This is a genomic window from Calothrix sp. NIES-2098, from assembly GCF_963875125.1.
Classification (GTDB): Bacteria; Cyanobacteriota; Cyanobacteriia; order Cyanobacteriales; family Nostocaceae; genus Aulosira.
Window position 1 is genome coordinate 2,818,059 of sequence record NZ_CAWNKJ010000001.1, and the last position, 25,450, is coordinate 2,843,508.

General features: G+C 42.2%; 23 protein-coding genes. 10 read left to right on the top strand and 13 right to left on the bottom strand.

Going from position 1 to position 25,450, the window contains the following annotated elements; all coding sequences use genetic code 11:
* Window positions 1-40 precede the first annotated feature (40 nt).
* Genes AACU33_RS11855 through AACU33_RS11865 form a run of 3 tightly spaced genes read right to left on the bottom strand, consistent with a single transcriptional unit; the run spans window position 41 to window position 3,366 of the window.
* On the bottom strand, window positions 41-1,915 hold the full coding sequence (locus tag AACU33_RS11855; protein WP_339375937.1) for an ABC transporter ATP-binding protein: 1,875 nt from the start codon (window positions 1,913-1,915) through the stop codon (window positions 41-43).
* 1 nt (window position 1,916) lies between these two features.
* Entirely contained in the window at window positions 1,917-2,381 is a 465-nt protein-coding gene (locus tag AACU33_RS11860; protein WP_339375938.1) for a GNAT family N-acetyltransferase, read from the bottom strand.
* Window positions 2,368-3,366: an aldo/keto reductase gene (locus AACU33_RS11865; RefSeq protein ID WP_096588698.1), complete on the bottom strand. Its 999-nt coding sequence runs from the start codon at window positions 3,364-3,366 to the stop codon at window positions 2,368-2,370. Before AACU33_RS11865 ends, AACU33_RS11860 begins: the two co-directional genes overlap by 14 nt.
* A 41-nt stretch (window positions 3,367-3,407) precedes the next feature.
* On the opposite strand from AACU33_RS11865, the gene AACU33_RS11870 reads away from it, so the two are divergent.
* Complete coding sequence (locus AACU33_RS11870; protein WP_096588699.1) at window positions 3,408-4,196, top strand: sulfite exporter TauE/SafE family protein; 789 nt, start codon at window positions 3,408-3,410, stop codon at window positions 4,194-4,196.
* Window positions 4,197-4,225: 29 nt separating this feature from the next.
* Here AACU33_RS11870 and AACU33_RS11875 read toward each other — a convergent pair whose 3' ends face one another.
* From AACU33_RS11875 to AACU33_RS11895, 5 genes are all read right to left on the bottom strand, one after another.
* A complete protein-coding gene (locus tag AACU33_RS11875) occupies window positions 4,226-4,885 on the bottom strand; it encodes a carboxylesterase family protein (RefSeq protein WP_096588700.1) in 660 nt (219 codons plus the stop codon).
* A 128-nt stretch (window positions 4,886-5,013) separates the two neighbouring features.
* Window positions 5,014-6,543 (bottom strand): amidohydrolase family protein, encoded by a 1,530-nt coding sequence (locus AACU33_RS11880; RefSeq protein ID WP_096588701.1) that lies wholly within the window; start codon window positions 6,541-6,543, stop codon window positions 5,014-5,016.
* The gene (locus AACU33_RS11885) at window positions 6,536-6,760 is read right to left on the bottom strand and encodes a hypothetical protein (protein WP_096588702.1); all 225 of its coding nucleotides are present in this window, start codon (window positions 6,758-6,760) and stop codon (window positions 6,536-6,538) included. The genes AACU33_RS11880 and AACU33_RS11885 overlap by 8 nt, the downstream gene beginning before the upstream one ends.
* Window positions 6,761-6,772: 12 nt before the next feature.
* Entirely contained in the window at window positions 6,773-8,137 is a 1,365-nt protein-coding gene (locus AACU33_RS11890) for an LLM class flavin-dependent oxidoreductase (protein WP_096588703.1), read from the bottom strand.
* A gap of 209 nt (window positions 8,138-8,346) precedes the next feature.
* Window positions 8,347-9,168 (bottom strand): class I SAM-dependent methyltransferase, encoded by an 822-nt coding sequence (locus AACU33_RS11895; RefSeq protein WP_096588704.1) that lies wholly within the window; start codon window positions 9,166-9,168, stop codon window positions 8,347-8,349.
* 1,143 nt (window positions 9,169-10,311) lie between these two features.
* Here AACU33_RS11895 and ssuC point away from each other — a divergent pair.
* Entirely contained in the window at window positions 10,312-11,133 is an 822-nt protein-coding gene (gene ssuC, locus AACU33_RS11900) for an aliphatic sulfonate ABC transporter permease SsuC (RefSeq protein ID WP_096588705.1), read from the top strand.
* Between the two features lie 41 nt (window positions 11,134-11,174).
* Complete coding sequence (locus AACU33_RS11905) at window positions 11,175-11,945, top strand: ATP-binding cassette domain-containing protein (RefSeq protein ID WP_096588706.1); 771 nt, start codon at window positions 11,175-11,177, stop codon at window positions 11,943-11,945.
* A 22-nt stretch (window positions 11,946-11,967) separates the two neighbouring features.
* On the opposite strand, the gene AACU33_RS11910 is transcribed toward AACU33_RS11905, so the two are convergent.
* Both AACU33_RS11910 and AACU33_RS11915 read right to left on the bottom strand, forming a co-directional pair.
* Window positions 11,968-12,717, bottom strand: coding sequence for a 2-phosphosulfolactate phosphatase (locus AACU33_RS11910; RefSeq protein ID WP_096588707.1), 750 nt, complete (start codon window positions 12,715-12,717; stop codon window positions 11,968-11,970).
* 4 nt (window positions 12,718-12,721) lie between these two features.
* Window positions 12,722-14,041, bottom strand: coding sequence for an MFS transporter (locus AACU33_RS11915; RefSeq protein ID WP_096588708.1), 1,320 nt, complete (start codon window positions 14,039-14,041; stop codon window positions 12,722-12,724).
* A 214-nt stretch (window positions 14,042-14,255) separates the two neighbouring features.
* Between AACU33_RS11915 and AACU33_RS11920 the strand changes: the two genes are divergently transcribed.
* Window positions 14,256-14,960: an HAD family hydrolase gene (locus AACU33_RS11920; RefSeq protein WP_096588709.1), complete on the top strand. Its 705-nt coding sequence runs from the start codon at window positions 14,256-14,258 to the stop codon at window positions 14,958-14,960.
* On the opposite strand, the gene AACU33_RS11925 is transcribed toward AACU33_RS11920, so the two are convergent.
* Complete coding sequence (locus AACU33_RS11925; RefSeq protein ID WP_096588710.1) at window positions 14,950-16,311, bottom strand: HlyD family secretion protein; 1,362 nt, start codon at window positions 16,309-16,311, stop codon at window positions 14,950-14,952. The genes AACU33_RS11920 and AACU33_RS11925 overlap by 11 nt on opposite strands.
* Window positions 16,312-16,516: 205 nt before the next feature.
* On the opposite strand from AACU33_RS11925, the gene AACU33_RS11930 reads away from it, so the two are divergent.
* From AACU33_RS11930 to AACU33_RS11950, 5 genes are all read left to right on the top strand, one after another.
* Window positions 16,517-18,661: a peptidase domain-containing ABC transporter gene (locus tag AACU33_RS11930; protein ID WP_096588711.1), complete on the top strand. Its 2,145-nt coding sequence runs from the start codon at window positions 16,517-16,519 to the stop codon at window positions 18,659-18,661.
* A 476-nt stretch (window positions 18,662-19,137) separates the two neighbouring features.
* Complete coding sequence (locus tag AACU33_RS11935) at window positions 19,138-20,625, top strand: amidohydrolase family protein (protein WP_096588712.1); 1,488 nt, start codon at window positions 19,138-19,140, stop codon at window positions 20,623-20,625.
* 332 nt (window positions 20,626-20,957) lie between these two features.
* Entirely contained in the window at window positions 20,958-22,043 is a 1,086-nt protein-coding gene (locus tag AACU33_RS11940) for an aliphatic sulfonate ABC transporter substrate-binding protein (RefSeq protein ID WP_096588713.1), read from the top strand.
* A gap of 85 nt (window positions 22,044-22,128) precedes the next feature.
* Window positions 22,129-22,737, top strand: a complete 609-nt coding sequence (locus tag AACU33_RS11945) for a thioredoxin family protein (RefSeq protein ID WP_096588714.1) — start codon at window positions 22,129-22,131, stop codon at window positions 22,735-22,737.
* A 159-nt stretch (window positions 22,738-22,896) separates the two neighbouring features.
* Window positions 22,897-23,700 (top strand): nucleotidyltransferase domain-containing protein, encoded by an 804-nt coding sequence (locus tag AACU33_RS11950; protein ID WP_339375939.1) that lies wholly within the window; start codon window positions 22,897-22,899, stop codon window positions 23,698-23,700.
* 150 nt (window positions 23,701-23,850) lie between these two features.
* Here the strand turns inward: AACU33_RS11950 and AACU33_RS11955 are convergent, their stop codons facing one another.
* A complete protein-coding gene (locus tag AACU33_RS11955) occupies window positions 23,851-24,336 on the bottom strand; it encodes a hypothetical protein (RefSeq protein WP_339375940.1) in 486 nt (161 codons plus the stop codon).
* Between the two features lie 425 nt (window positions 24,337-24,761).
* Window positions 24,762-24,941, bottom strand: a complete 180-nt coding sequence (locus AACU33_RS11960; RefSeq protein WP_339375941.1) for a hypothetical protein — start codon at window positions 24,939-24,941, stop codon at window positions 24,762-24,764.
* A gap of 99 nt (window positions 24,942-25,040) precedes the next feature.
* Here AACU33_RS11960 and AACU33_RS11965 point away from each other — a divergent pair, with 99 nt between their 5' ends.
* Window positions 25,041-25,400: a DOPA 4,5-dioxygenase family protein gene (locus AACU33_RS11965; RefSeq protein ID WP_096588716.1), complete on the top strand. Its 360-nt coding sequence runs from the start codon at window positions 25,041-25,043 to the stop codon at window positions 25,398-25,400.
* Window positions 25,401-25,450: the final 50 nt, after the last annotated feature.

Below are 25,450 nucleotides of genomic sequence, written 5' to 3' on the forward strand. Positions count from 1 at the left end.
TTAATAGTCACGGGATGGAAATCTCTGGAATTTTAAATTGTTAACCTGTGTGGAGTTCGGATACATCTCGATCGTTGGCTTCTACAGGTAAGAATCCACCTGCTTGCATTTTCCATAATCTGTAGTAAGCACCACGGCGTGCTAGTAATGTGGCGTGGGAGCCATCTTCAACTATGCGACCTCGATCGAATACTAATATGCGGTCTAGATGGGCAATAGTAGATAGTCGATGCGCCACTACGATCGCAGTTTTCCCATTCATCGTTAAATCTAGAGTTTCTTGGATCGCTTTTTCGGTAATGGAATCGAGGCTGGATGTGGCTTCATCGAGGATCAAAATTGGCGCATCTTTGAGAATCACGCGCGCGATCGCAATCCGCTGTCTTTGTCCTCCAGAAAGTTTGACACCACGTTCACCCACCAAAGAATCGTAACCCTCTTTGATCTGGGTAATAAAATCATGAGCATAAGCTTGACGCGCTGCTTTAATCACTTCCTCATCGCTGGCATCTATTCGCCCATAACGAATATTTTCTATCAATGTTCGATGGAACAGAGACGGATCTTGCGGAATCAAGCTGATTTGAGCGTGTAAAGCATCTTGCGTGATGTCTTGAATATCTACCCCATCAATGAGAATCTGTCCTGATTGAGGGTCGAATAGACGCAAAATTAGATTGACGAAAGTAGATTTTCCAGAGCCGGAAAAGCCAACCAATCCGACACGCTGACCTGGTTCGATGGTAATGGAGAGGTTATCGAATACTTTTTTCTCAGCCGAGTAACTGAAATTGATTTGCCGAAACTCAATTTTTCCTTGAGTGATGGAGTGAGCGATCGCATTATCTTTATCAATCAGCTCGTGAGGCTGAATAATGGTGTAGACTCCATTGGCAATATTACCGATATGTTCAAATATATCTAGAAAGCGTCTACTTAAATTGCGAGCGTCACTGATAATCAATAGCGATAAACTAGTTGCTACTACAAAATCGGCAGGTGCAATTTTTCCCTGATTCCAAAGTAGAAGTGAGTAAAACAAAGTGCCAATCTTCAAGATAGCTGCGGCAATAAATTGAAACCAGCGAATGCGCTCCGAGTACCAGTTCGACTCTCTCACGAAGATGAGTTCTTTTTTTAAGCGCTCATTCAAATAACGTCGTTCAAAACCCAGACGCGCAAACAGTCGGCTACTGGTGAGATTTGCTACAGCATCTACAATAATACCCGCGGTTTCACTTCTGGCAGCTGCGGCTCTGCGGGAATAAATTCGGCAACGAGTAGCCAGCCAAAACGAAATACTGATGAACAGAACTGCCCACACTCCCACAAGTAAAGCCAGAGGTGGATAGGCGCGATAGAGTAAAACTACAGCGACAATATAGGCAATGATTAGTGATAAAAATTCAGAAATCAGCATTTGCATCGTCTGGGTGACACCCAAAGCAGTTTCGCTGATGCGCTGTGCTAAAGCCCCAGCAAAACTACTGCTCAGGTAGCGATGAGAATGTTGCTGTAAGTAGGCATATAGCGAGCGAATGATGTGCTGTCGGTGAATGGGATGGAGGATAGTTAGCAACAGTCCCGAAGATCGCCCACATACCACTTCACCCACACTCAAGGCGATAAACAGCATCAGAGGTTGGCTCATGGCATCAAGAGTGAGCTTGCTGTTACCCGTTGATTGCGTCACACTCCGGATGATTTCGCCAATGGCATAGGGTAACATAATGCCACAAGTTGCGTTGATCGCTTCCAGAATTACTATTGCTATATACCACCAGCGAAACTGGTTAACGAAATAGCAAATGAACCTAAAGGTCGTATTTGGCAAGGATGGTGCATCAGCAGCACGTTGAAAAGATTGAGATGAACGAGGAATTTTGATTGAAGAACGGCGATTGCGGCGTATCACTTCAGCTTCTCCCTAACATTATTACAGTTGGCAACCGACGCATGAGAATCACTTTCATTCCTCTAGAAATGTAGTTATTAAATCGCTCGCGCAATAAGTCTGGAGCCTCGATCGATGAAACTTCTTGAAACCCTACTTGTTGATAGAACAATTTCAAATGCTGCCACGGAATGCAGTAACAAACGAGATCGGCAAGTTGTGCGATACTAGCTTGAAGTAGCTGCGTACCAAAACCTTGATGCTGAAACGGAGCTAAAACCTGCATTCCCCGCAGTACAAAGAATTCAGTGTTGGGACACAAACGTACTGCACCAATAATTCTCTCCTCGAATTGAGCAATGAATGTTAAGGCTTCCTCACTCAGATCGCCTCCGTAACCACACTGTTTGTAAAAAGCTTTAATATTTTCAGAATCATGCAATTCTGCTTGGCTAATTTTTAGCATATCGCTCTTAGCGCACAGCATCTCCCCGACGATATTCAACAGTAATGTCGTCTAGTTTTTGTTTCAAACTCTCATCAAGTTTTAGTTCTACAGCCTTAAGGGTGTCTGCCAATTGTTCTGGACGGCTAGCACCAATAATCGGGGCAGTAATCACCGGATTAGCCAACACCCAAGCCAGCGCTAAGGTAGTCAAGGATACTCCAGCTAAATCTGCCACTGTGCGTAATTCTTCAACAGTATTGAACTCGCGATCGCGCCAATATCTTTCTTGATAGCGTTCCGCCGCCGTACCCAAGGTAAAACGAGTGCCTGCGGTGGGCCCTTGAGCTAGATTGTGTTTGCCAGTAAGTAAACCACCCGCCAAGGGATTGTAAGGAATTACACCCAATCCTTCTTCTTGCGCCAGGGGTAAAAGTTCTCGTTCAATTTCGCGGAACAACAAATTATACCGTGGTTGAATCGAAACAAAGCGAGTCAAATTTCGCACATCTGCACGACCCAAAGCCCGTGCGAGTCGGTATGCTAAAAAGTTAGAAACCCCGATATAACGTGCTTTACCTGTACGCACTACTGTATCTAATGCTTCTAAAGTTTCATCCAGAGGAGTAGAGGCATCGTCAGAATGCAATTGGTATAGGTCAACGTAATCAGTTCCCAGTCGTCTGAGGGAAGCATCGATCGCATCAAGAATATGTTTGCGTGAAGCGCCTTGATCCCAAGGTGCAGGGCCAACCTTGCCTACAGCCTTGGTAGCTAAAATAAAATGTTCGCGTTTACCTTTGAGCCAGCGTCCTACAATTTCCTCAGTACGTCCAACTGTTGGCAATCCACCGCCGAGGGGATAAACATCGGCTGTATCGAGAAAATTGATACCAGCATCGGCAGCAGTATCGAGAATTTGCCTAGAAATTTCTTCGTCTGTCTGCAATCCGAAAGTCATTGTACCAAGAGCAAGGCGCGAAACAGTCAATCCGGTTTGACCGAGTTTAGTGGTTGGTAAGCTCATAGAATTGTTCTTAATGTCCTGATTGTACGTGTGAGATTTAAATGCGAAATCTTTGGGCTTTTGTTTGGGGTGCTTTGGTCGCAATTCTTGGTGGACTAATCGGTTTAGGTGGTGCTGAGTTTCGCTTACCAGTTTTAGTTAGTATTTTTAACTATCGAACTCTACAGGCAATTATTATCAATCTCATTGTGAGCCTCGTTAGTGTAATTTTTTCATTCATTTTTCGCAGCGGCATTATTGGTCTTGAGAATGTTTTGGCAAACCTGACAGTTGTTATTAACATTCTCGCGGGCTCTCTGATTGGCTCTTATATTGGAGTTAACTATGCAACCCGAATCAACGAACGAACATTAAATCGGGTTGTTGTTGTTTTTCTATTTTTCCTAAGTTTTGTATTGATTGGACATAATTTCATTTTCAGTTTTCAGAGTTGGCAACTTCCAGATTTACTAAGAATTGCCATCGGTTTTGTTGCAGGAATTGTGATTGGGATATTTAGCAGTATGCTTGGTGTCGCAGGTGGTGAGTTGATTATCCCTACAATCATTTTGGTGTTTGCAATTGATATCAAATTAGCAGGAAGTTTGAGTCTTGCAATCAGCATTCCCACAATCATGATGGGTTTATTCAAATATAGAAGTCAGCAACGACTCCAAGAAGTGAAATCAGAGCAAAAGTTTGTGGTTTCAATGGCATCTGGTTCGATACTAGGAGCATTTATTGGCAGCAATCTTTTGAGGTATGTAGCAAGTTCTTCGTTGTATGTAATCTTGGGTGTGATTTTATTTTTATCGGCTTTTAAGTTAGCAAATCACAAGCCATCTGCATAATACCAGCAAAAGCATCAGTTATTACTGAATCAGACCGAGGCAACGACAGAAGTTTCACGACGACTTTGTGAAATCAGCCATTGTTGCAATTTCAGGTCGCTGTATACTTCATCAGCAATAAAATGATCGCCTTCGGGCAATACAGTAAAATCTACTGTTCCTCCCAATCCGCGCAAGGTATCAACAATCTGCTGTGTATCTTCAACAGAAAGCTTTTCGTCCTTAGCACCTTGGAATATTTGAATGGGAATTTCCTTGAGTGCAGCTAGTTGGCTTTCTTCTAACGTTTTGGGAACGCGACCTGAAACTGCTACCAAACCAGCAAAGCGATCGCGATGAGAAGCTGCGATGTGCCAAGCCCCTGCCGTACCTAAGCTGAACCCAGATATAATGACACGGGACGGATCGATAGACCGGGAGGCGATAAAGTTATCCAACAAAGCAATTACATCTGATTCTCGCTCTACCCAAGTTTGCCCTTCCGGAAGTTGAGGCGCTAAAAAGAAGTAAGGTAAAGCGCTTGATTCATTCACAAAACGTGGTAGACCCCATTTTAGCAGCACATTTAAATCATTTCCGCGATCGCGTGCTCCATGCAAAAACAACACCAGCGGTGCAGGTTTGTTAGCATCTTCCCAAACAGCCGAGAACAGATAAGGCAATAAACCGGAGCGCTTTTCGATAGGCATAGTTTTAATTCCTGTAATTACTGAAGTGTGTATTTGATTTAGGAATTGGGGACTAGAAATTATCTAATCCCCTTGTATGGCAAACGTCCCTAGATTTTGACCCGATTCCTTCAACCCTCTTTGGTGATTTAAGCCACTACGAGGTTCTTATCTACTTGTGGAGTAGGTACTTTAGATTCAATCGCCGTACCCTTGAAGAAGTCGGGGTGAGCTTGGGTGTAGAACTTGTAGGGATTACCAAAGACGTAAGCTTTAAAGTCAGCTTCGGAAATCACACCTTCTTGCACCAGATCCCAGCTTTCTGCTAGCGGATCTGTGAGGTCGGGTACATCCCAGTGACCCACATCTGAGGAATAGATGGCGTTGATTTTCACACCCAAGGGATTGGCTTTGTCGTTGAATGCTGTGCCGATGGTGCGATCGTCAGACTCAGAACCAAAGAAGAAACTATTCACCCAGCGATCGCGGATGTCTTCAATGGTTTCAATCCCAGCAGCAGCAAAGTCTTCCAGTTCGCTACCAACAGGCGAGCGACTATGACGGTTAAAGGAAGAACCGAGTACAGACTTTGTGAGTTCTTCTTTAGTCAGTGGATGCGCTTTGAGGAATTCACTACCGAAGCGCTCAAACAACACAAACAACTCATCAGCATTTGTCAGATCTGGGTTGTAGTTTTGCAGCCCCTTGAGATTGCGCTTGGAGAATCTGTCTACCAAATGAATGTAGACGTGAGCGCCCCAATCTGCACCACCTTCAAGCATGGCTACGCGCAATTGTGGGAAACGCTTGGTAACACCACCAAAGAATAGTGCTTTAGCAAATGCTTGGGAACCATCGGCAAAGTGACCGATGTGGTTGTTCATGTAGTTACTGATCGAGGAGCGTCCAGTCCAACCTTGGCTACCGTAATGGGTAGTAATGGGTACGCCTAATTCAACGGCTTTCGCCCAGAATGGATCGTAGTCGTATTCACTATCCAATCCGTAAAAGTCAATGTAGGAAGCATACTTGGCAACTTCGGGGAATTGGTCTGCTGGATATTTATCTGCGATCGCCTTAATTGGCCGTTTCACACCACCAGGAATATTTGCAACTTTCAGCCCTAGTGTATTTACGGCAAACTCTAGCTCCTCAATCGCTTCTTGCGGATTACCCATCGGGATACCAGCTACTACCGTTAGGCGATCGCTATATTTGCGATACAAGTCAGCATGATAGTGATTTACCGCCCGTTGTAGTGCTTGGCGATGTTCTGGGCCTGCTCCCGCCGGTGCGAGGACATTGTTAGGAAACAGCACCGAATAATCTGAACCTTGCTCCGCCTGACGTTCATAGAACAATTCCGGCAACGTATAAGTAGCGAGATCCAATGTATTACGGGTAACTCTAGCCCACCAAGGAGAGCGAATTGTCCGGTTGTATTGGCGCTCCTCTGGGGTTTGTTGATACCAGTCTTTACCGTTACTCTTGGAGTTAAGACGAGAAGATTCCGCCTTGCGCAATTCATCTACAAGTTTCGAGCCGCCGTAATTAGCGATGTAATCCTCAATCGCTGGAGTGAAATCATTGGTATGAACATCAGTATCAATGATTGGATAATCCAGAGTTGCTTTGATTGCAGCCGAACGAGAAGTTTTCAATCTGCTATATTCAGTCATGTTTTTCTCCTTCAAAAAAGTTACAACCTAGTTTCACTGTCATGGAAATGGGTATGGAGTATGGGGCATTTGTCATTTCTTCCTCTGCTTCCTTGTCAATGCCACTTGCTACAAAGGAAGGAACCTCCCTTCGGGTTCGCCAGTCACCTGCGGAGGGAAACCCTCCCGCAGTGCTGGACTCACCACAACGCAGGGCTGCCTCCTTGTCTCCCCACACTCCTCTGCCCCCTTAAGCCAACACCAATGTCTCATCCACTTGTTTGACAGCGAATTGATTACCCGGACGACGCAGCCCCAGGTTTTCCCGCAAAGTACTGCCTTCGTATTCAGTACGGAACAGTCCGCGTTTCTGGAGGATGGGAACGACTAGATTTACGAAGTCATCCAATCCTGTAGGCAAGATGGGTGGCATGATATTGAAACCATCTGCTGCGCCATTGTTGAACCATTCCTCTAGTTGGTCGGCAATACTTTTGGGAGTACCAATGATGGTGCGATGACCGCGTGCAGTAGCCAGAGCCAGATATAACTGGCGTAGCGTCAAAGTCCCACGAGTAGCCAAATCTTTAACTAATTTCAGACGACTCTTGTTGGTGTTGGTATCGCTAGGTAATTCGGGAGCCAGATCGTCTAGAGAATAATTCGACAGATCCAAATCTTTGTAATAGTTTCGCAAAATACCCCAAGCGACATCGGGATGGATCAACGATTGGATGAATTCGTACTTTTCTCGCGCTTCTTCTTCAGTACGGCCAATGACTGGGAAAGCCCCAGGCATGATTTTTAGGTCGTCTGGAGAGCGTCCATATTTTGCCAGTCTCCCTTTGACGTCAGCATAAAATTCCTGAGCGTCGGCTAGGGTTTGATTGGCGGTAAAGATTACCTCAGCAGTACGCGCGGCTAAGTCCCGTCCAGCTTCGGATGCTCCCGCTTGCACAATCACCGGGTAGCCTTGAGGCGGACGACCAACGTTTAAGGGGCCTTTGACAGAAAAATGCTTGCCTTTGTGGTTGAGTATATGCAGTTTTTCCGGATCGAAATAGACACCAGATTCTCTGTCACGGATGAAGGCATCGTCTTCCCAACTATCCCACAGTCCTTTTACGACTTCCACAAATTCTTCCGCACGTTCATAACGCTGACTGTGTTCTGGATGATATTCCAGACCAAAATTAGCTGCGGCGTTTTCATTACCTGTGGTGACTACATTCCACCCTGCGCGGCCTTTACTTAAGTGATCCAAAGAGGCAAACTTACGAGCTAAGGTATAGGGTTCTTCGTATGTGGTCGAGGCAGTAGCAATAAAGCCTATGTTTTTGGTAACAGAAGACAAAGCCGAGAAGAGAGTAACTGGCTCAAAATGAACAATTTTTCCATTGCGTTTTTGTGTCTCTGGTGCGCCACCCCAAACCCCTGGGCTGTCAGCTAGAAATACTGCATCAAATAAACCACGTTCGGCAGTTTGGGTAATTTCTTTGTAATGCTCAAAATTGAACCCAGCATCTATTTGTGCGTCGGGATGTCGCCAAGCAGAAACGTGATGTCCAGTGGCTTGAATAAATGCACCTAAACGAAACTGGCGTTTTTTGCTCATCTAATTTTTTCTCTTTTCTTTAGCTCAATTAGTTGACTGTGGAAATATCACACCAGAGAAAGAACAACTAAATAACTCTCTTTTACCCTCTGCGTGAACTTTGCGCGACGGCAGTCGCTACAACGGGGGAAACCCAAGACCGCACTGCCTCATCACGCAACTGTCCTCCGCAACGTGCTGCTCCCCTCTGCGTTAAAATTTCATTCAATTTAATGCTTCCAAGCTACTAAAATTGTGGCTTTGAGTTCTTCTTTAAACTCTCCAGAAGGCTCAACTGCTAGTAATGCTTGCTTGATATCTGCTTCAAATTCTTCGGCTTTGTCGCCATAGAAAATTTTCAGAGAGAAGGCTGTAGTGTATAAGTAGCCAAGATAGCTAGAGACTGTCCAAGATTTTTCAAATGGCACTTCATATACTTCTTGGCGAGCAAATTTTGAATTGGCAATTACGACTTCATGAGGAGGATCGACTGGTTTACGAATCCCTTGTCCTCGTTGTCCAGTCCGTCGTTCTTCACCTAACCATTTTTTCACTACTCCAACAGCAGCTTGTTTCCAAGGTAGAGAACTTTCCCAAGGGTTGTCGCCTGTGTTAAGTAGTGCTACAGATCCATCATCTGTCAGCAATTCGTAAAGGCGTTCGAGTACGAGTTCGCGTTCCATCCAATGGAAAGCTCTGCCAATGGTAGCTAGTTTAAATACCCCTAAACTAGGGTTAATCAGTTCTGCTCCTTGTTCTAGCCAAGTAATATTATTTGCGCCTATGGCGGCGGCTTGGCGTTGTGCTTCTTTGAGCATCTGGGGATCGGGATCGAGCGCCACTACTTCCTGAAATTTAGTGCTGAGGGGAATCGCAATTAAACCTGGCCCAGTACCCAAATCCAGCAGTCGTCCCTGACCATTGAGATGAAATATTTCAGTGAGTTTGTCAAATACGGCAGGTGGATATTTAGTTCTATATTGAGCGTAGACTTCAGCTGCACCCTCAAATAATGTTGGGTCGTAGGTTGGGAGTGTTTTTAGTTGGGTCATGAGTTGATATTGTCTAGTCTCTACAAATCACTAGCGATCGCTGATTATTAACAACCCAGTTAGTAATATCGCAGAATATCAGAAAAAATTTCTTGACACAGGTTTCTCTTTGCGTCCTCTCTGGTCAGCGAGCAAGTTCAATGCTGTAGTGTAAGTGTATTTATTCTCAAATACTATAACTTGATTGATTTACCGTATTTTATTCTACCCAAAGCTTTTCACACTTATAAAAAAAATGCAAGTACTGCTTAACACAAGTTTGTCTAGGAATTTTTTCTATAACTCTATTTTAAGAGGCTTGTTTTTTTGACTAAATTATGCAAATATCCAGAAATAAGAGTTATACACCTAAAAAACGATAAACTTTTGGGAGTTAATAGCTGATAGCTAAAGTAAAAGCCACTCAGTTTTTTACAACTAGCAAGTTGGTATAGCGATCCTAATACTTTTCTTGCCTACCACTTTCAAACGAGCTTTACTGGTAGATATCAACTCGGGAGCGCTACGGGCACTGCAACCAGCCATTTTCACACCAACCTTAAACCCTACAGTAGGTGGACTAAATAGTGCTGCTTCACGGTTCGCAACATTCACCCACTAATACCAATTCTCTAAAATCCAGCAACATATTCATTCAAAGCCCGAAACCCAGATACAGTCTGAATTTCTTAATTTTGAATTTTGCGGAAAGTTGAGCCAGTGCGTTGGTGAGGCAGTGCGTTGGGCGGGTTCGCCGACTTGAAGCAACTGCCGAAAGGGTTTCCCGGCTTAAAGCAACTGGCGTTGCGTGGGCGGTGAGTGCAGCCACACGTGCGGCTATGCCGCCGAGTGGACTGCCGAACCCGAAGGGGTCTCCCGACTTGAGCAAACTTTCCAAGACGAATTCTGAATTTTGAAATGGTATAAGTCCCTATATCTTGGGGTTGATTTTTACCTAATTTCGTGTAAAATTTTGATCGTAAACTACGGTAATTTGGTCGATTTACAGTATTTTTGAGAAGAATATTCCAAAAATACTGTAACTTATTTGCATTATTCCTATGTATACCTGCGTAGAACCAAGATAAATAAACACCACATATTGAGTTGTATTGGCGAAATTACCGTCAATGAGAACTTTATAAATCAACTAACGAGTAGCTCATGACTATTACCCTCAATAAAATCAACAGCAACATCTTTCCAAAAGCGTTACTGCAAAGCCAACTATTCCAGAAGATAGTTCCTTGGATTGTACCTTTTACAGTGGTGATCCTATGGGAAATCGCTTCTAGAACAGGTTTACTTTCAACCAGAATTTTACCTGCACCGAGTAGTGTGGTTTTGACGGCGTTTAAATTGGCCTCTACAGGAGAACTGTTTAAACATATAGGTATTAGCGCTGGACGTGCAATATCCGGTTTTATAGTTGGTGGTAGTATTGGTTTTACCTTGGGATTACTGAATGGTTTTTTCCCGGTTGCCGAAAAATTATTAGATAGTTCCTTACAAATGCTCCGTACCATTCCCAATTTGGCATTGATTCCTCTAGTAATTTTGTGGTTTGGGATTGGCGATCAAGCTAGATTATTTCTAGTATCAATGGGGGTATTTTTTCCCATATATCTCAATACATTTCATGGAATTCGCAGCGTAGATCCTGGCTTAATTGAAATGGGCAGAGTTTATGGATTGAAAACTAGAGAGCTTTTGTGGCAAATCATTTTCCCTGGCGCATTATCTTCAATTTTAGTTGGGGTACGTTTTTCTTTGGGAATCATGTGGTTAACCTTAATTGTGGCAGAAACAATTGCTGCGGATTCAGGAATAGGTTACATGGCTATGAATGCCCGTGAGTTTATGCAAACTGATGTGGTAGTTTTGAGCATTTTTATCTATGCTTTGTTGGGTAAATTAGCAGATGCTATAGCTAGAACTTTAGAAGCCAAATGTCTGGCTTGGCATCCTAATTATCAAAGTGCATAAATGCCAAAACAAGAATCTTTTGAAACTAGGAGAACATCTTAATGATTGCTACAGAAAAAGGTACACATCTCAATATTTTGGATCTGACTAAAGCTTTTAATGGTAACAATGTTTTGAAGTCAGTCAATTTAGAAGTGGCTCCAGGCGAATTTATCGCTATTGTCGGACGTAGTGGTTGCGGTAAAAGTACTTTGCTGCGTCTGATTTCTGGGTTGGATAAACCAACTGCGGGAGGAATATTACTAAATGGAGAACCACTACGTAAACTAAGCCGTTCTGTGAGAGTGATGTTTCAAGATCCCCGACTGCTTGCATGGAAGCGAGTGATTCAGAATGTGGGCTTGGGCTTACAAAATAATTGGCGTGAAAGAGCGCAGTGGGCGCTGGAACAAGTGGGATTGAAGGATAGAGCCGATGAGTGGCCATCTATACTGTCTGGCGGACAAAGACAACGAGTATCTCTAGCCAGAGCATTAGTCAGCCAACCGCGTTTATTATTGCTAGATGAACCTTTGGGTGCTTTGGATGCTCTAACTCGCATTGATATGCAGGGGTTAATTGAAAGATTATGGCAAGAACAGGGTTTTACTTCTCTGTTGGTAACTCATGATGTGGAAGAGGCTGTAGCGTTAGCAGACAGAGTCATTTTGATTGAAGAGGGTAGGATTACTCTAGATATACGCGTAGACCTTCCTCGACCACGCGATCGCAGTACTGAAGTTTTTGTTAATATACGTGAAACTGTTCTTGAGCGCGTTATGCATCGAGAAGCGGCTCACTCCAGTCATGAATTATTTCAACTCAGCCATTAATTCTCTACGCAAACCCCAACTACTAAAGGTGATGGTTGGGGTTTTTGCCCTCAGTTGCAATCTGCTTAATGTAAGCATTGTCAATTAATAAAGGTACACAATTACTAATATTAAAATCAGCTGCTAATTCAACGTCAGATTCAAAACCTTTGGCAATCAATTCTTTGCCGGAACTGCATTTTTTTAAATTTCTTAACAAACTTTTCTGACAAGTTTGAAACGCTGCTACAGCAATTTCTGCTTCTGGAGATAAATTACCATTCAAGTAACTCAAGATGGCTCCAGCACCAATTAAATCTTCAAAAGCTGGTCGTAGTGTGCCATCTTCCCACTTTTCACCAGCAGGAATTACTGCAATTCTAGATCCATATTTTTGGGCGAATTTTGCAACTGCTTCACAGTTTCGCAAGCACCCGGCTATGGTAGGGGTTTTACCTGTCAACAATGTTAGTGAAGAACCATTTGGAGATGGTACAACTAGCTTAGTTCCCGCAGGAATTTTAGCCAGAGATACAGGGGAAAGGGAATAACCATCTTGAGAAAAACGACTTTTACATAATTCTGCTTGTACAGACTTGGCATAATTAAGTGCAGAATCATCTCGCCATTGATATGGGTAAATAATTGCTCCGTTGTTTGTCGCAATTTCTGTTGCAGTCGAGAAAGATAAAACATCAACTATCACAACAACATCACTAATCGGTGCAAGTTGAGAAACACCTTTTATGCCCCACTCACAGCGTAGATTAAATTCTGCTTGGTCAAAAATCATATCTTTAGTTATTATTTGCTTGAGGAATCAAACCCATTTCTACATAAATTGGAGACACTATTTTTCTCATTTCTGGCAATTTCTTAATAAAAATGAATGCTCCAATCAAGCAAAAGATACCACCAAACAATAAAGCATTATTTACGCCTATTTGATTAGCTAATCCGCCAAAAAATAAATTCCCAAATGGTAAGATTCCTAAAAATCCTGTTGTAAATATACTAGTAACTCTACCACGTTTGTTTTCATCGGCAAGAATTAATTGGACAAAGTTACTAATAGCAGCCAAAGTGAGAGTATTGGTCATACCGACAATACAAATTAATAGTAAGCAAATCTCTAGATTATGAGAGCGAGAAAAAAGTATTAAACCTAAACCGAGAATTATCGTAGAATTCGCTATGATTTTTACTAATCCTGTAACTTGCTTCCTCAACATCAGATAAAACCCGGCAATTATAGAACCCAGGGCGGAAGCTGTCATTAACAATCCCAGAGTTTCTGCATTACCATTTAGGATTTCTCCTACAAAAATAGGTATGAGGTTAACATGGGTCATGACCATAAAACAAATCATAATTTGTAAATATAAAACATATCTAATTGGGATAAAATCATATGCAAAAATAAAACCCTCTTTTAAATTTTGCAAAATCTTTGTTTTTTGTGCTGAAGCCTTATTTGGAGCCGTTCTAATTTGAGTCGTTAAGATAGCTGAAATAAAGGGTATATAACTGATGCTATCTACCAAAAAGCATGAAGCTGCTCCGAATCTAGCAAGCAGTAAGCCGCCAATCATGGGACTGACAAACTTAGCTGTATTAATTAAGAAAGAATGAATTGCAATGGCACTATAAGTATCTGCTTTATTCTCCACAAGTCTAGGAATGCTTACTAGACGTGCTGGTAAATCGAAAGCTTTGACAGTTCCTTGCATGATACCGATGATAATAATCCAAGTAACGGTGATGTCACCTTTAATAGTGAGAAAGGTAAGAGTACCAGATAATAAAATAGATACTAACTGAGTAGTTAGTAATACATAACGTATATTCCAACGATCGAGCAATACACCTACTATTGGTGTGATTATCAACCCCATAAATTGATTGGTAAATCCGACTACGCCAACTAACATGGCCGAATTAGTGATTTGATAAACCATCCATACTAGGGCGATTTGAGTCATCCAAGAACCAAAAAAAGATACGCTCTCTCCAATCACAAAACAACAAACATTTGGAGATTTTAGAGCAGGTGGAATCTGCAAAGAAGCAAATAAAAGGTTGCTTGCTTCAGAGCTTTTTTTATGACTTGGTTGCATAAATATTTTTACATGATGCCTAAGCTAACTTTTGGATGAAAAGTTCGCTGATTATGCTACTTTCCCAGCAAATTATTGAGACAGTATTAGAAGTACTTAAATTTAGGTAATCATAAAGTTAGCATACTTAACATGATCTGACAAGGATACTAACGCACCCTACAAATGAGAGTTTGGGAAAATGCGATCGCACTCCAAGAGTTCACGAATAATTATGACGATCGAAGCAGTTCTGTTTGATTTAGATGGTACTCTCCTCGATCGAGAGACTTCACTCCAACAATTTATTGCGGCTCAATACGATCGCTTTACTCCAGCACTAGAAAGCATCCCTAAACAAGACTATATTTCCCGATTCATTGAATTGGATTGTCGAGGTTATGTCTGGAAGGATAAAGTCTACCAAAGCTTGCTGTCTGAATTTTCCTGCGACAAGCTGAGTTGGCAAGATTTACTCCAAGATTATGAAAATCAATTTATACATTCCTGTGTTCCCTTTCCTCACCTGCAAAGCACTCTGGAAGCCCTGAAGGCCGCAGGCTATTTGTTAGGGATCGTTACCAATGGTCGTGAAACCTTTCAGCAGCGCACAATTCAAGGGTTACATATTGAAAATTATTTTGACGCTATCTTGATTTCTGAAACAGAGGGAGTCAGGAAACCAGAAGCAGAAATTTTCTTAAGGGCGCTGCAAAAGCTAGGAGTCCAAGCACAGGAGAGTGTATTTATTGGCGATCATCCTACAGCTGATGTGTTAGGAGCCAAGAATATTGGTATGAAAGCAATCTGGAAATGCGATCGCTATTGGCCTGAACCAGTAGAGGTTGATGCAATTATTGATGATTTAAGTATGCTGCCTTCAATCATTCAGCGCCTTCAATATACAAGGGTGGGCAATGCCACCCCATTTAAAAGTTAGTCAGCAATCTAGCTTTTCTTAAAATGAATCTCAGTATCGTTTCCTCATGAGCAACGATCTCTGCTGAAACCTCCATTCCAGCTTGGATGGGGTATTGTTGGTGATTGCGCTCTAAATATAGTTTTTCAGGAGAGATCGTGACTTCATAATAGGGAGCAGCATTAGTTCCTTGGGAAGTAGTAGCATCCGGAGCAATAGCACGAACGGCTCCGGTTAATGTGCCATAGTCTGTGTAAGGATAAGCAGAGACACGCAAAAAAACCTTACCTTCTCGACAGTTCTGGATTTGGCTAGCCGTGCAGACTTTGACATTGGCAACATCACTAGCCGCAACCCGTGCCTTGATCAGCAACGAGTTCTCGTTAGGAGCAATTTGGGCGATAGTATCTCCTGGACGGACAACTTGACCGGGGTTTCTCAGTTCTAGCTTGAGGATAGTTCCGGTTTTTGGCGATCGCACGATCGCCTTTTGTTGCTCAATCTCCACCTGTTTCAGGTCTTTTTGGTCTCGATCGATTTGGCTTTTAATATTTAATTGTTCCTGGATCGAGGCTTCGCGTTCTTTGCTTAAGCTAGCCAGTATCGACTTACCTTGTGCCTTTGCCAAAGCAATTCTTTCTTGGGCAAGTGTAACCGTAGCATGGCTGGGATTGAGTTTAGACATAGCTCGTTCTAACCGAGCTTGAGCCGTCTGTGCTGCCGATTCTTTTTCTTTAATTTGCAACTTGGTGACAGCACCAGTTTGACCTAAGCTCAAATAGCGGTTTAACTCATCTTGGGCTAGAGATAAAGCAGCTTTTGCTTCTTTCACTTCCGTTTCTGTGCCGATTTGAAGATCTTGATAGTCCCGCTGATTGCGGCTTAATTCTGCTTGCGCAGAGGTAATCGAGCGCTGCATTGCCGTTGTTTCAGCATTAATTTTGGCATCCAATGCCCCTAACCCGGCAGCAATTTGAGATAGTTGTAACTGGTTGTGTTGAATGTTACCTCGCAGTTGACTTGCTTTGGTTTGCAATTGAGAATCTTCGAGTATTGCGATCGCATCGCCTTGGCGGACAAACTGATTCTCCTGTACGGCAATCTGCTTGACTGTTCCTTCCATTGCTGCCTGTACTAAACGCAGTTCTCCAGCCGGACGCACAATGGCAGGTGCTTTGACAACAACTTTATACTGAGCGATCGATGCCAATGCCACAGCAGACCCAAATCCAGCTAGCATGAACAATCCGCTTAATTTTGTCCAGATTCCTAGCGGGGGTAAGAATTCATCGATTGTAGCGGTTTGCAGTTCCTCACCTTTATCTTTAGGTTTAGAGTGTAAAGCATTGTCTGGGCTGGTGTTACTCCACATAAGCAGCTAGTTAATCCTCTTTAGTAGAATTCCCAAATTAAGGTCAAAACCTACTGCTTACTGTTAATCCAGTGGATCGCTGGGGATAATAACTAAAACTGCAAGTATATCTTGCTGTATGAGGTAAGGCATACCATACAGGTTCGCGATTCACATCAAAGATTCTTGGGAATCCTGAGATTGGAACTTATTCCTTACTCTCCCGATGAAATATCCCCATGTGCGCCAGCATGGGCAGGAAGACTGCGGTGCTGCCTGCCTTGCAATGATCTGTCGGTTTTACGGACGTATCTTTACAATTAACCGCATCCGTGAAACTGTTGGCACCATACAGACAGGCACAACGTTATTGGGACTGAAGCGTGGCTCAGAAGCGTTAGGATTTCATGCAAGAGGTGTGAAGGTTAGCAATGATTTTTTGCAGCAGATGCAGCAATTTCCTTTGCCCGCCATCATTCATTGGAAGGGCTATCACTGGGTAGTGCTGTATGGCAAGCGGGGTAAAAAATATATTGTCGGCGATCCCGCAATTGGCTTACGTTATCTGACTCAAGAAGAATTGCTTGAAGGTTGGCGTAATAGAGTCATTCTGCTGCTACAACCTGATGAACTCCGGTTTTATGCTCAGGAATCTGATAAGGTTAGGGGATTTGGGCGATTTCTCAGAAGGGCGTTTCCTTATCGCTGGATTTTGCTACAAGCGATCGCCCTGAATGTCACGATCGGTTTGCTATCTTTAACAGCCCCCTTGCTCACACAAATCTTGACTGATGATGTGTTGGTGCGAGGTGATACCCAACTATTAACAGTTGTTGCTATTGGGGTAATTGCTCTAAATCTGTTTAGTAATCTCATAGGCGTTGTGCAGTCTTTTTTGTTGGGCTACTTCGGGCAACGAATGCAACTCGGACTGCTGATGGAGTATGGCTATAAGTTATTACACTTACCCCTCAGTTATTTTGAATCTCATCGCAGTGGAGAAGTAACTAGTCGCCTTGCCGATGTCAGAACGGTGAATACGTTGGTACAGACGGTAATTTTGCAACTCCCCAGCCAGTTTTTTACCTCCCTGATTTCACTCAGCTTTATGCTTTCCTACAGTTGGTGGCTAACTGGTGTGTCTTTTCTTAGCTTTTTGGTAATTACCATTATTGATGTTTCGTTTATGCCAAGCCAACGGCGCAGAACTCGTGAGGCGATCGCACTCAGAAGTGAAAGTCAGGGTTTTTTAGTAGAAACATTTCGTGGTATTCAGGTATTAAAAACGACGCAAGCAACTCCGCAGGCACAGGAGGAATATCAGCAGAATTTTGGGCGGTTAGCGCATCTTAACTGGAGCACAATGAAACTGTCGGTCTACAGCAAGACATTGACCAATTTTCTCTCGAAATTAACCAGCGTTACCTTGTTGTGGATGGGAAGCTATTTAGTAATCGATCGCACCATGACGATCGGACAGTTGCTGGCATTCAGCGCCATGAGCAGCAATTTTATCGGCTTTCTCAATTTTACGGTCGGATTGGGGGACGATTTGATTACTGCGCAACTGGTCATCCAACGCTTGACAGAAGTTTTGGATGCTACGCCAGAAAGCCCTAATGATGAGAAGAAACCTTGGGCTTCAATCTCTGATGATGCCGATATTGTTTGTACCCAACTCAACTTTCACCATCCCGGACGCACCGACTTACTCAAAGATTTTTCTGTCACCCTTCCCGGCGGAAAAGCGATCGCACTGATTGGCAAGTCTGGTTGTGGTAAAAGTACGCTGGTGAAACTGCTTGCTGGATTGTACAGCTTGCAATCGGGTAATATTCGCATCGGTATGTATAATCACTCTGACCTGTCGCTAGATAGCCTACGACAACAAATAGTATTAGTGCCTCAAGAAGCGCATTTTTGGAAGCGATCGATTCTGGAAAATTTCTCTTTCAGTTATCCTCAGGCGACCTTTGAACAAATTGTTCAAGCTTGCCAGATTGCAGGTGCTGATGAGTTTATTAGTGAATTACCTGACAAATATCAAACCGTACTCGGCGAATTTGGAGCAAATTTGTCTGGAGGACAACGGCAAAGATTAGCCCTAGCTAGAGGTATTGTTACTCAGCCGCCAATTTTAATTCTGGATGAGTCTACCAGTGCCCTAGACCCTCAAACTGAGGCAGAAGTGTTAGATAAATTGCTATTTTACCGTCGGGGCAAAATGACGATTACGATCAGCCATCGTCCTAGAGTTATTGAACGAGCAGATTGGGTGATTTTGCTAGACAAAGGAGAACTCAAACTTCAGGGAACAGTGAATGAGTTACGCGCCCAGGATGGAGCGCACCTTAGCTTCCTCATGCCATAATTTTTTAGAGTCGCTGGCAAGAAGCTAGGAGCCAAGAGCTTTCGATCGTCTTGGGGCAAGAAGAAAGTAGGGGCGAGTAGGGGCACGGCATCGATCGGATTACTGTATACACCAAAAGATTGTGGATGCCGTGCCCTATGAAGTATTCCATCTCTAGGCAAGACACTTAGTTATACATAATTAGCTGGTCTAAGTTTTAGAAAAACTTAAACTTGCAAATACATATATTTTGTTTGCTAAGTACTTGTGCTGTAACTAGGGCTGTGTAATAATATTAAATTAATCTACGATAACTTGGTAGACAAAACGTATTTTATTCTCAAGTACTGCACAAATAGAGCAAACAGTTTAGATATTCAATGCCAATACAGTAATACAACTCTGGTTGATGTCGGGTTTTGAGTCTTGATTTTTGCTTGGTCGTGGTTGACGACTTGTGAAAATCAACGAGTCATATTAGCTATGGAGACGTAATCATGACAATTGCAATTGAACGTCCTACGAAAAAGTCTCGTTCTGCACAGATTCGGGAGCAACTAGGTTATCCCATCATTGATACCGATGTGCATACCCAGGAATTTGAACCAGCTTTTCTGGACTATTTAGCCCAAGTAGGTGGCGCTAAACTTGCGGATAGTTTCCGAGATCATTTACCTGGCGCTGGCCGCTATCGTTGGTTCCAGCAAACACCAGAAGAACGTCATACTTACCGCACAGCCCGTCCTCCGTTTTGGGGTCGTCCTACAAAGGATACGTTAAACCTGGCAACTGTTAGCTTACCAAAGCTACTGCACGAACGTTTGCAAGAAGCTGGGACAGATTTTGCTGTACTGTATCCCAACTTAGCAACCCTAGCACCGCAAATTAAAAACGCAGAAATGCGTCGGGCGGTGTGTCGTGCAGCCAACCTCTACCATGCAGATATCTTCCGCCCCTACTCCGATCGCCTAACTCCGATTGCTACCATTCCTCTGCACACGCCAGAGGAAGGGATAGAAGAATTGGAATATGCGGTCAAAGAATTAGGATTGAAAGCAATTCAGATTCCCGGTTATGTGACTCGCGTGATTCCTGGCTTCGAGAAATATCCCGAAGAAGTCCAACGAGAAGCAACTTGGATTGATAACTTTGCTTTAGATAGTGCCTACGATTACGATCCTTTCTGGGCGAAGTGCGTAGAACTCAAAGTTGTCCCCACCACCCACGCTTCTGGTATGGGTTGGACATCGCGGCGTTCGATTTCCAACTACCAATACAATCACATCGGACACTTTGCATCGGCTGCGGAAGCTTTTTGTAAAGCACTGTTCTTTGGTGGTGTTACTTATCGTTTCCCGACTCTGAGATTTGCTTTTCTAGAGGGTGGTTCGGCTTGGGGTGCTAGCCTCTATACAGATCTGATTTGGCATTGGGAAACTCGCAACCCAGAGATTTTACAAAACAATCATCCTAATAATGTGAATCGGGAAGAATTGCGGGAATTGTTTGTACGTTACGGTGGCAAAGAATTCCGCGATCGCTTTGATGAAATTGGTAGTGGTTTAGGTTTCCACGGCAAATACTTTGCACCGGAAGATCCTGGCGAATTGAATGAATTTGCTGCGGCGGGAATTACCAAAGCGGAAGATGTGCGCGATCGCTTCCTGAACCATTTCTACTTTGGTACAGAATCAGACGATATCCGTGTGGCTTACGCTTTCCATCAAAAAGCCAATCCTTATGGAGACAGAGTAAAAGCCTTCTTGGGTTCTGATTCCGGTCATTGGGATGTACCTGACATTACAGCTGTTACCTCCAACGCTTACAGCATGGTAGAACGCGGTATCCTCAGCGAAGAAGACTTGCGATATTTCCTCTCAATTCATCCTTTGGAATTGTATACAAGTCTGAATCGTGACTTCTTTAAAGGTACCGCCATTGAAAAAGAAGCAGAAGAGTATTTAGCAACCAATACTCGCGCTTAATTAAGTAGGTCGGCGTAATTAAAAAGAACTAGTTAGGGTTAGTAAATATTTTGGTTTGTATGCCGACCTAACTAATAACAAATTTGTGTTTTGATGCGATCAAGCTGAAGGTGGGCAATGTCCACCTTCTTATCTAAAACACATTTGTTTTGCACTTTTCACCTTTAGAATTCAACCTAAGAGCTAATTAAAATTTCATGAGCCTTGAATTTAAATAAAGAAGGACTAATATATCTGAAATCTAAATTAGTGAGTATTTTGAAAATACTAATTAAATGCTCAGTTGAAGATATAGAATTTTTTCACCCATTACGCACTTCAGAACGTTAAATATGCTATCCAGTCAACCTCAGCGTTTGTCAATCTTTCGGAGATTTACATTACTCATAGTTCCGGGATTATTAACCTTAGCGACTTCCTTAAGTTTGGTTAGTTGTACGCAAGGAAATCAAAACACCCAAAATCAATCTTCTGCTAGCAATGTATCTGATACTAAACCCTCTGGAGTTAAAACTAAAACACTCCGCATGGGATATCAACAAGCTGGCGATTTGGTGAGGGTGACGCAAGTATTAGAAAAGCGTCTAGAACCCTTGGGAGTCAAGGTAGAGTGGGCGCAATTTGCTCAAGGCCCGCAGCTAATGGAAGCCATGAATGTGGGTAAAATTGACTTGGGTTCTGTTGGCGAAACTCCCCCTATCTTTGCTCAAGCGGCTGGTGCTGATATTGTTTATGTAGTAGGTTCAAAACGTACAGAGAAAACGGGTAGAGGTAGTGCGATCGCAGTTCCGCCAAATTCTCCAATTAAAAGCGTTAAAGACATTAAAGGACAAAAAGTTGTTTTCCAAAAAGCTTCTGCTTCTCACTATTTCATTCTCAGAGAGTTAGAAAAGGTAGGTTTGAAACCAGGAGATATTCAAGTTTTGAGTATACCTAATGTAGAAGCTAGTAGCGCATTTTTAGAAGGTAAAATTCCTGTTTGGGTAAGTGGCGATCCGCACTTAGCAAGGGCTGAACTTTTAGGTAAAGCAAGAATTATTAAAACAGCTGAAGGACTTGATACTCCTGGTGGTTATTATGTCGGTAGAAAACAGTTTGCAATTGACAACCCAGAATTGCTACGGATTGTCATTGAAGAAATTGATAACATTCAGCGCTGGGCTGAGGCTCATCCTAAAGAAACGGCAAAATTAATATTACCTCATCAGAAACTAGATCCAAAAGTGATGGATTTGGTACTTAGCCGCCGTAGCTATGGATTAAGAGCAATTTCTCCTGAGTTGATCGCCGAACAACAAAGAATTGCCGATTATTTCTATAAAAATGGTGTGATTCCGAAACAGGTAAATATTAAAGAAGCTGTACTGACACCTGAGCAATATGCAGCTATTACTCCTACTACAATTAGTCAAAAATAACAGGAGTTATGTCAATAGTTTTTAAAATTAAAACTAGAGACTTTGAACTTGGACATTTTTTGCAAAAATTCAGGATTTTTATTTCATGGTAAAAACTTCTTCAACAATGCTGCCTCTTGGTACTTTAGCGCCTAATTTTGATTTACCAGATGTGGTTTCAGGTAAAATCATTTTGCTCTCAGACTTTGCTAACAAAAAAGCATTGTTGGTGATATTTTTGAGTCGTCATTGTCCCTACGTGCAGCACATTAAATTTGAATTAGCAAAACTGGGACAGGACTATATACAAAGTGCAGATAGTAGTTTAGGAATTGTGGCAATTAGTGCTAATGATGCCAATACTCATCCTGATGATGCACCGGAATCTTTAAAAGAATTTGCACAAGAGTTAGATTTAGCTTATCCACTTCTGTTTGACGAAACTCAAGCAACTGCAAAGAACTTTTTTGCTGCTTGTACTCCTGACTTTTTTCTATTTGATGCTAGCCGAAGACTTGTTTATCGCGGACAATTAGATGATAGCCGTCCTCAAAGCGGAATACCTGTAACCGGGAAAGATTTGCGCGCTGCAATTAATACTGTTTTGATAGGCCAGCCTGTGACTTGGCAACAAAAACCTAGCATTGGTTGTAACATTAAATGGAAGCCAGGAAATGAACCTGTCTATTTCAAAAATCCCGCAATCGCAGTTTGATATATAGTTTCTTAATCAAAAGATTGCTGTAATTTGAGCCGTCTTCAATTATTATGAAGAGTGCTGAGGTAAAAGCTTATCTACAGAAGGTAAGTAGTTCTAGCTTAACTCAGCACAGGCTATGTTAACAAAATTCAGCAAGCATTTGATGGAATTACTATGCCCATTCCTGAACCACAAAAACGCTTTTTAGAGCAGATTATTTCTCAATTAAAAAGAGATGATCGCTTGTTAGGTGTAGCCATTGGTGGTTCATATTTGAGTGGGGAAATGGATGAATATTCCGACCTCGACTTAATTATTGTTGTGGCTGATGTTCATTATCAAGATATATTGCATGAGCGCAAGCTTTTCGCTAATAGGTTGGGTTCATTACTAGCGGCTTTCACAGGCGAACACGTCGGAGAACCCAGACTGTTAATTTGTTTATATGAAAATCCGCTTTTACACGTTGACTTTAAATTTTTGGTCTTAGAAGATTTTAAAATACATCGAATAGAAAATCCTATTGTTTTATGGGAGCAAGACAATTTATTAACCTTAGCTATACAAGATAATCCACGAACTTATCCACCTTTAGATTTACAGTGGATTGAAGACCGCTTTTGGGTTTGGGTACACTACGGTGCAACCAAATTAGGTAGAGGCGAACTTTTTGAAGCTATTGATTTTATTTCTTTTATTCGCGGACAAGTTCTGGCTCCATTAGCCAAAATGCAAGCAGGATTACTCCCTCGCGGTGTGAGAAATTTAGAAAAAGAACTGCCTCATTTATTAGCTGATTTTCGTCAGACTATTCCCATAAAACACGATCGCCTTGAGATTGCCAAAGCTTTGCAACATAGTATTTACCTATATCGTCAGTTTCGCTCAGCATTAAATAAACCCGATTTGGTTTTGCATTCTTCAGCAGAGAATTCTTCTATGGAATATCTGCAAACAATTATAGATAGCTGGTTTTAGATAGGAATGAAACTAAAGTGCGATCGCTCTTTTTTTAGGTAAGAAAAACAAGCGAAAAACCCCAAACCTATGATTTGGTGGGGTTGCAAAAACACTATTTATTTATTCGTCACTCGGAAAAAATTCATACTGAATTCTGACTCCTGAATTCTATTTTTGATAACCACCTAACCAAGCACTCAAATCATACGTACCTTTACCTGCATCAATAATAGAGGCTAAATTACTCACATCAATTAATTGCGAAGCACTAGATGAAGCTCTACTACCTCCACCATAAAATAAATTGAGTCCGCGATTAGTTGGCCCTGGACTACTTGCATCAGCTAATCCACTAACACTCACTGTATTACCAAAAGGGTTAACAAAATCAAATCCTGTGGCACCATATTTCAACACACTAAAATCACCAGTTTTAGTCCAACCAGGGATAGCAGGTATGTCAGTACCCACGGCATTACTAATGCCATCTCCTAGTCCCTGTTCTGCATCTCCATTAACAATTAAGTTAGTGCCTAGAGTAGCTGCATAAATTGGGTTGGAAAGTAGAAGAGTAGCGCTAAATCCTGCTATTAAGCTTAAACTTAACTTGGCAATTTTTTGTGAAAATGCAGATAACATAGTTTGTTGAATCATGGTTTTTTGGATGTTTTGCTGAAATTGTAATTAGATTACTCATGAAAGCAGATTTGGAGATATAAAATTTGCTATTCATCAGCTAAATTAACTAATTTACTTTTCAACAAATGCTTGTTTTTTTAAGTAAAAAACCGATCGGAAAATGTGACACTGACAGCACGAGCTATCAATGAAAAGGCAAAAAAATGCTTTTTCATAGTTTTGATCTAATATTGTTGCTATGACGACTCGGCGGATTTTCAGAAAGTATTACTTGAGTCAGAAAAATCTGGGTAGTGAAAAAAAGATCTTCACTTCCCCATCAGCTTTATAGACGTACGCTGATATATGCTTGCTTTCTCGGATAAAGTCATACTACCAACATTGTTGGATAAGATCAATCGAACTACGTAGTTAAATCATGACTTTACCAAACCTTTATGCTATCCTAGTGGCTGAATCTCAATCTCTAAACGATAGGCGATCGCTACAACACCACAGCTTTGAATTCTTAGTAATATGATTACCAACCCAAACAACACCAATTTAGTTGGTAATAATTGTGTAAAATTACGCGAGCAGACTTGACAAGGATCGCATCGTGTCAGCAATCCTGTAGCCAAAAATGTTGAAGAATGAAGAAAAGCGATCGCACTACTGCAAACTGAAGATATTCCCAGAGAACTCAGTCATCCCATATTAAAAACTCAGCAATAAAGGTAATGAAAGAAAATAGCATCATCACTGGTTTTCATGCTCATGTCTACTACGATACAGAAACTCGTGACATTGCTGCCCGTATCCGAGATGGATTAGGAGCTAGATTTGAAGTACGGTTGGGACGCTGGCACGATCAGCCTATTGGCCCCCATCCCAAATCGATGTATCAAGTTGCATTCTCACCAAACCAATTTACGCAAGTCGTCCCCTGGTTAATGCTCAACCGTGAAGGGTTGGATATTCTCGTCCACCCGGAAACAGGCGATGATGTCACAGATCATACAGCCCATGCCTTGTGGCTAGGGGAGAAACTAGAACTGAATATTGCTTTTCTACAACGAATCAAACCCAACGCCTCTTAATTACGAATTACCCTAACGCTAGCTCAAACTCAAGTATATGCGATCGCCTT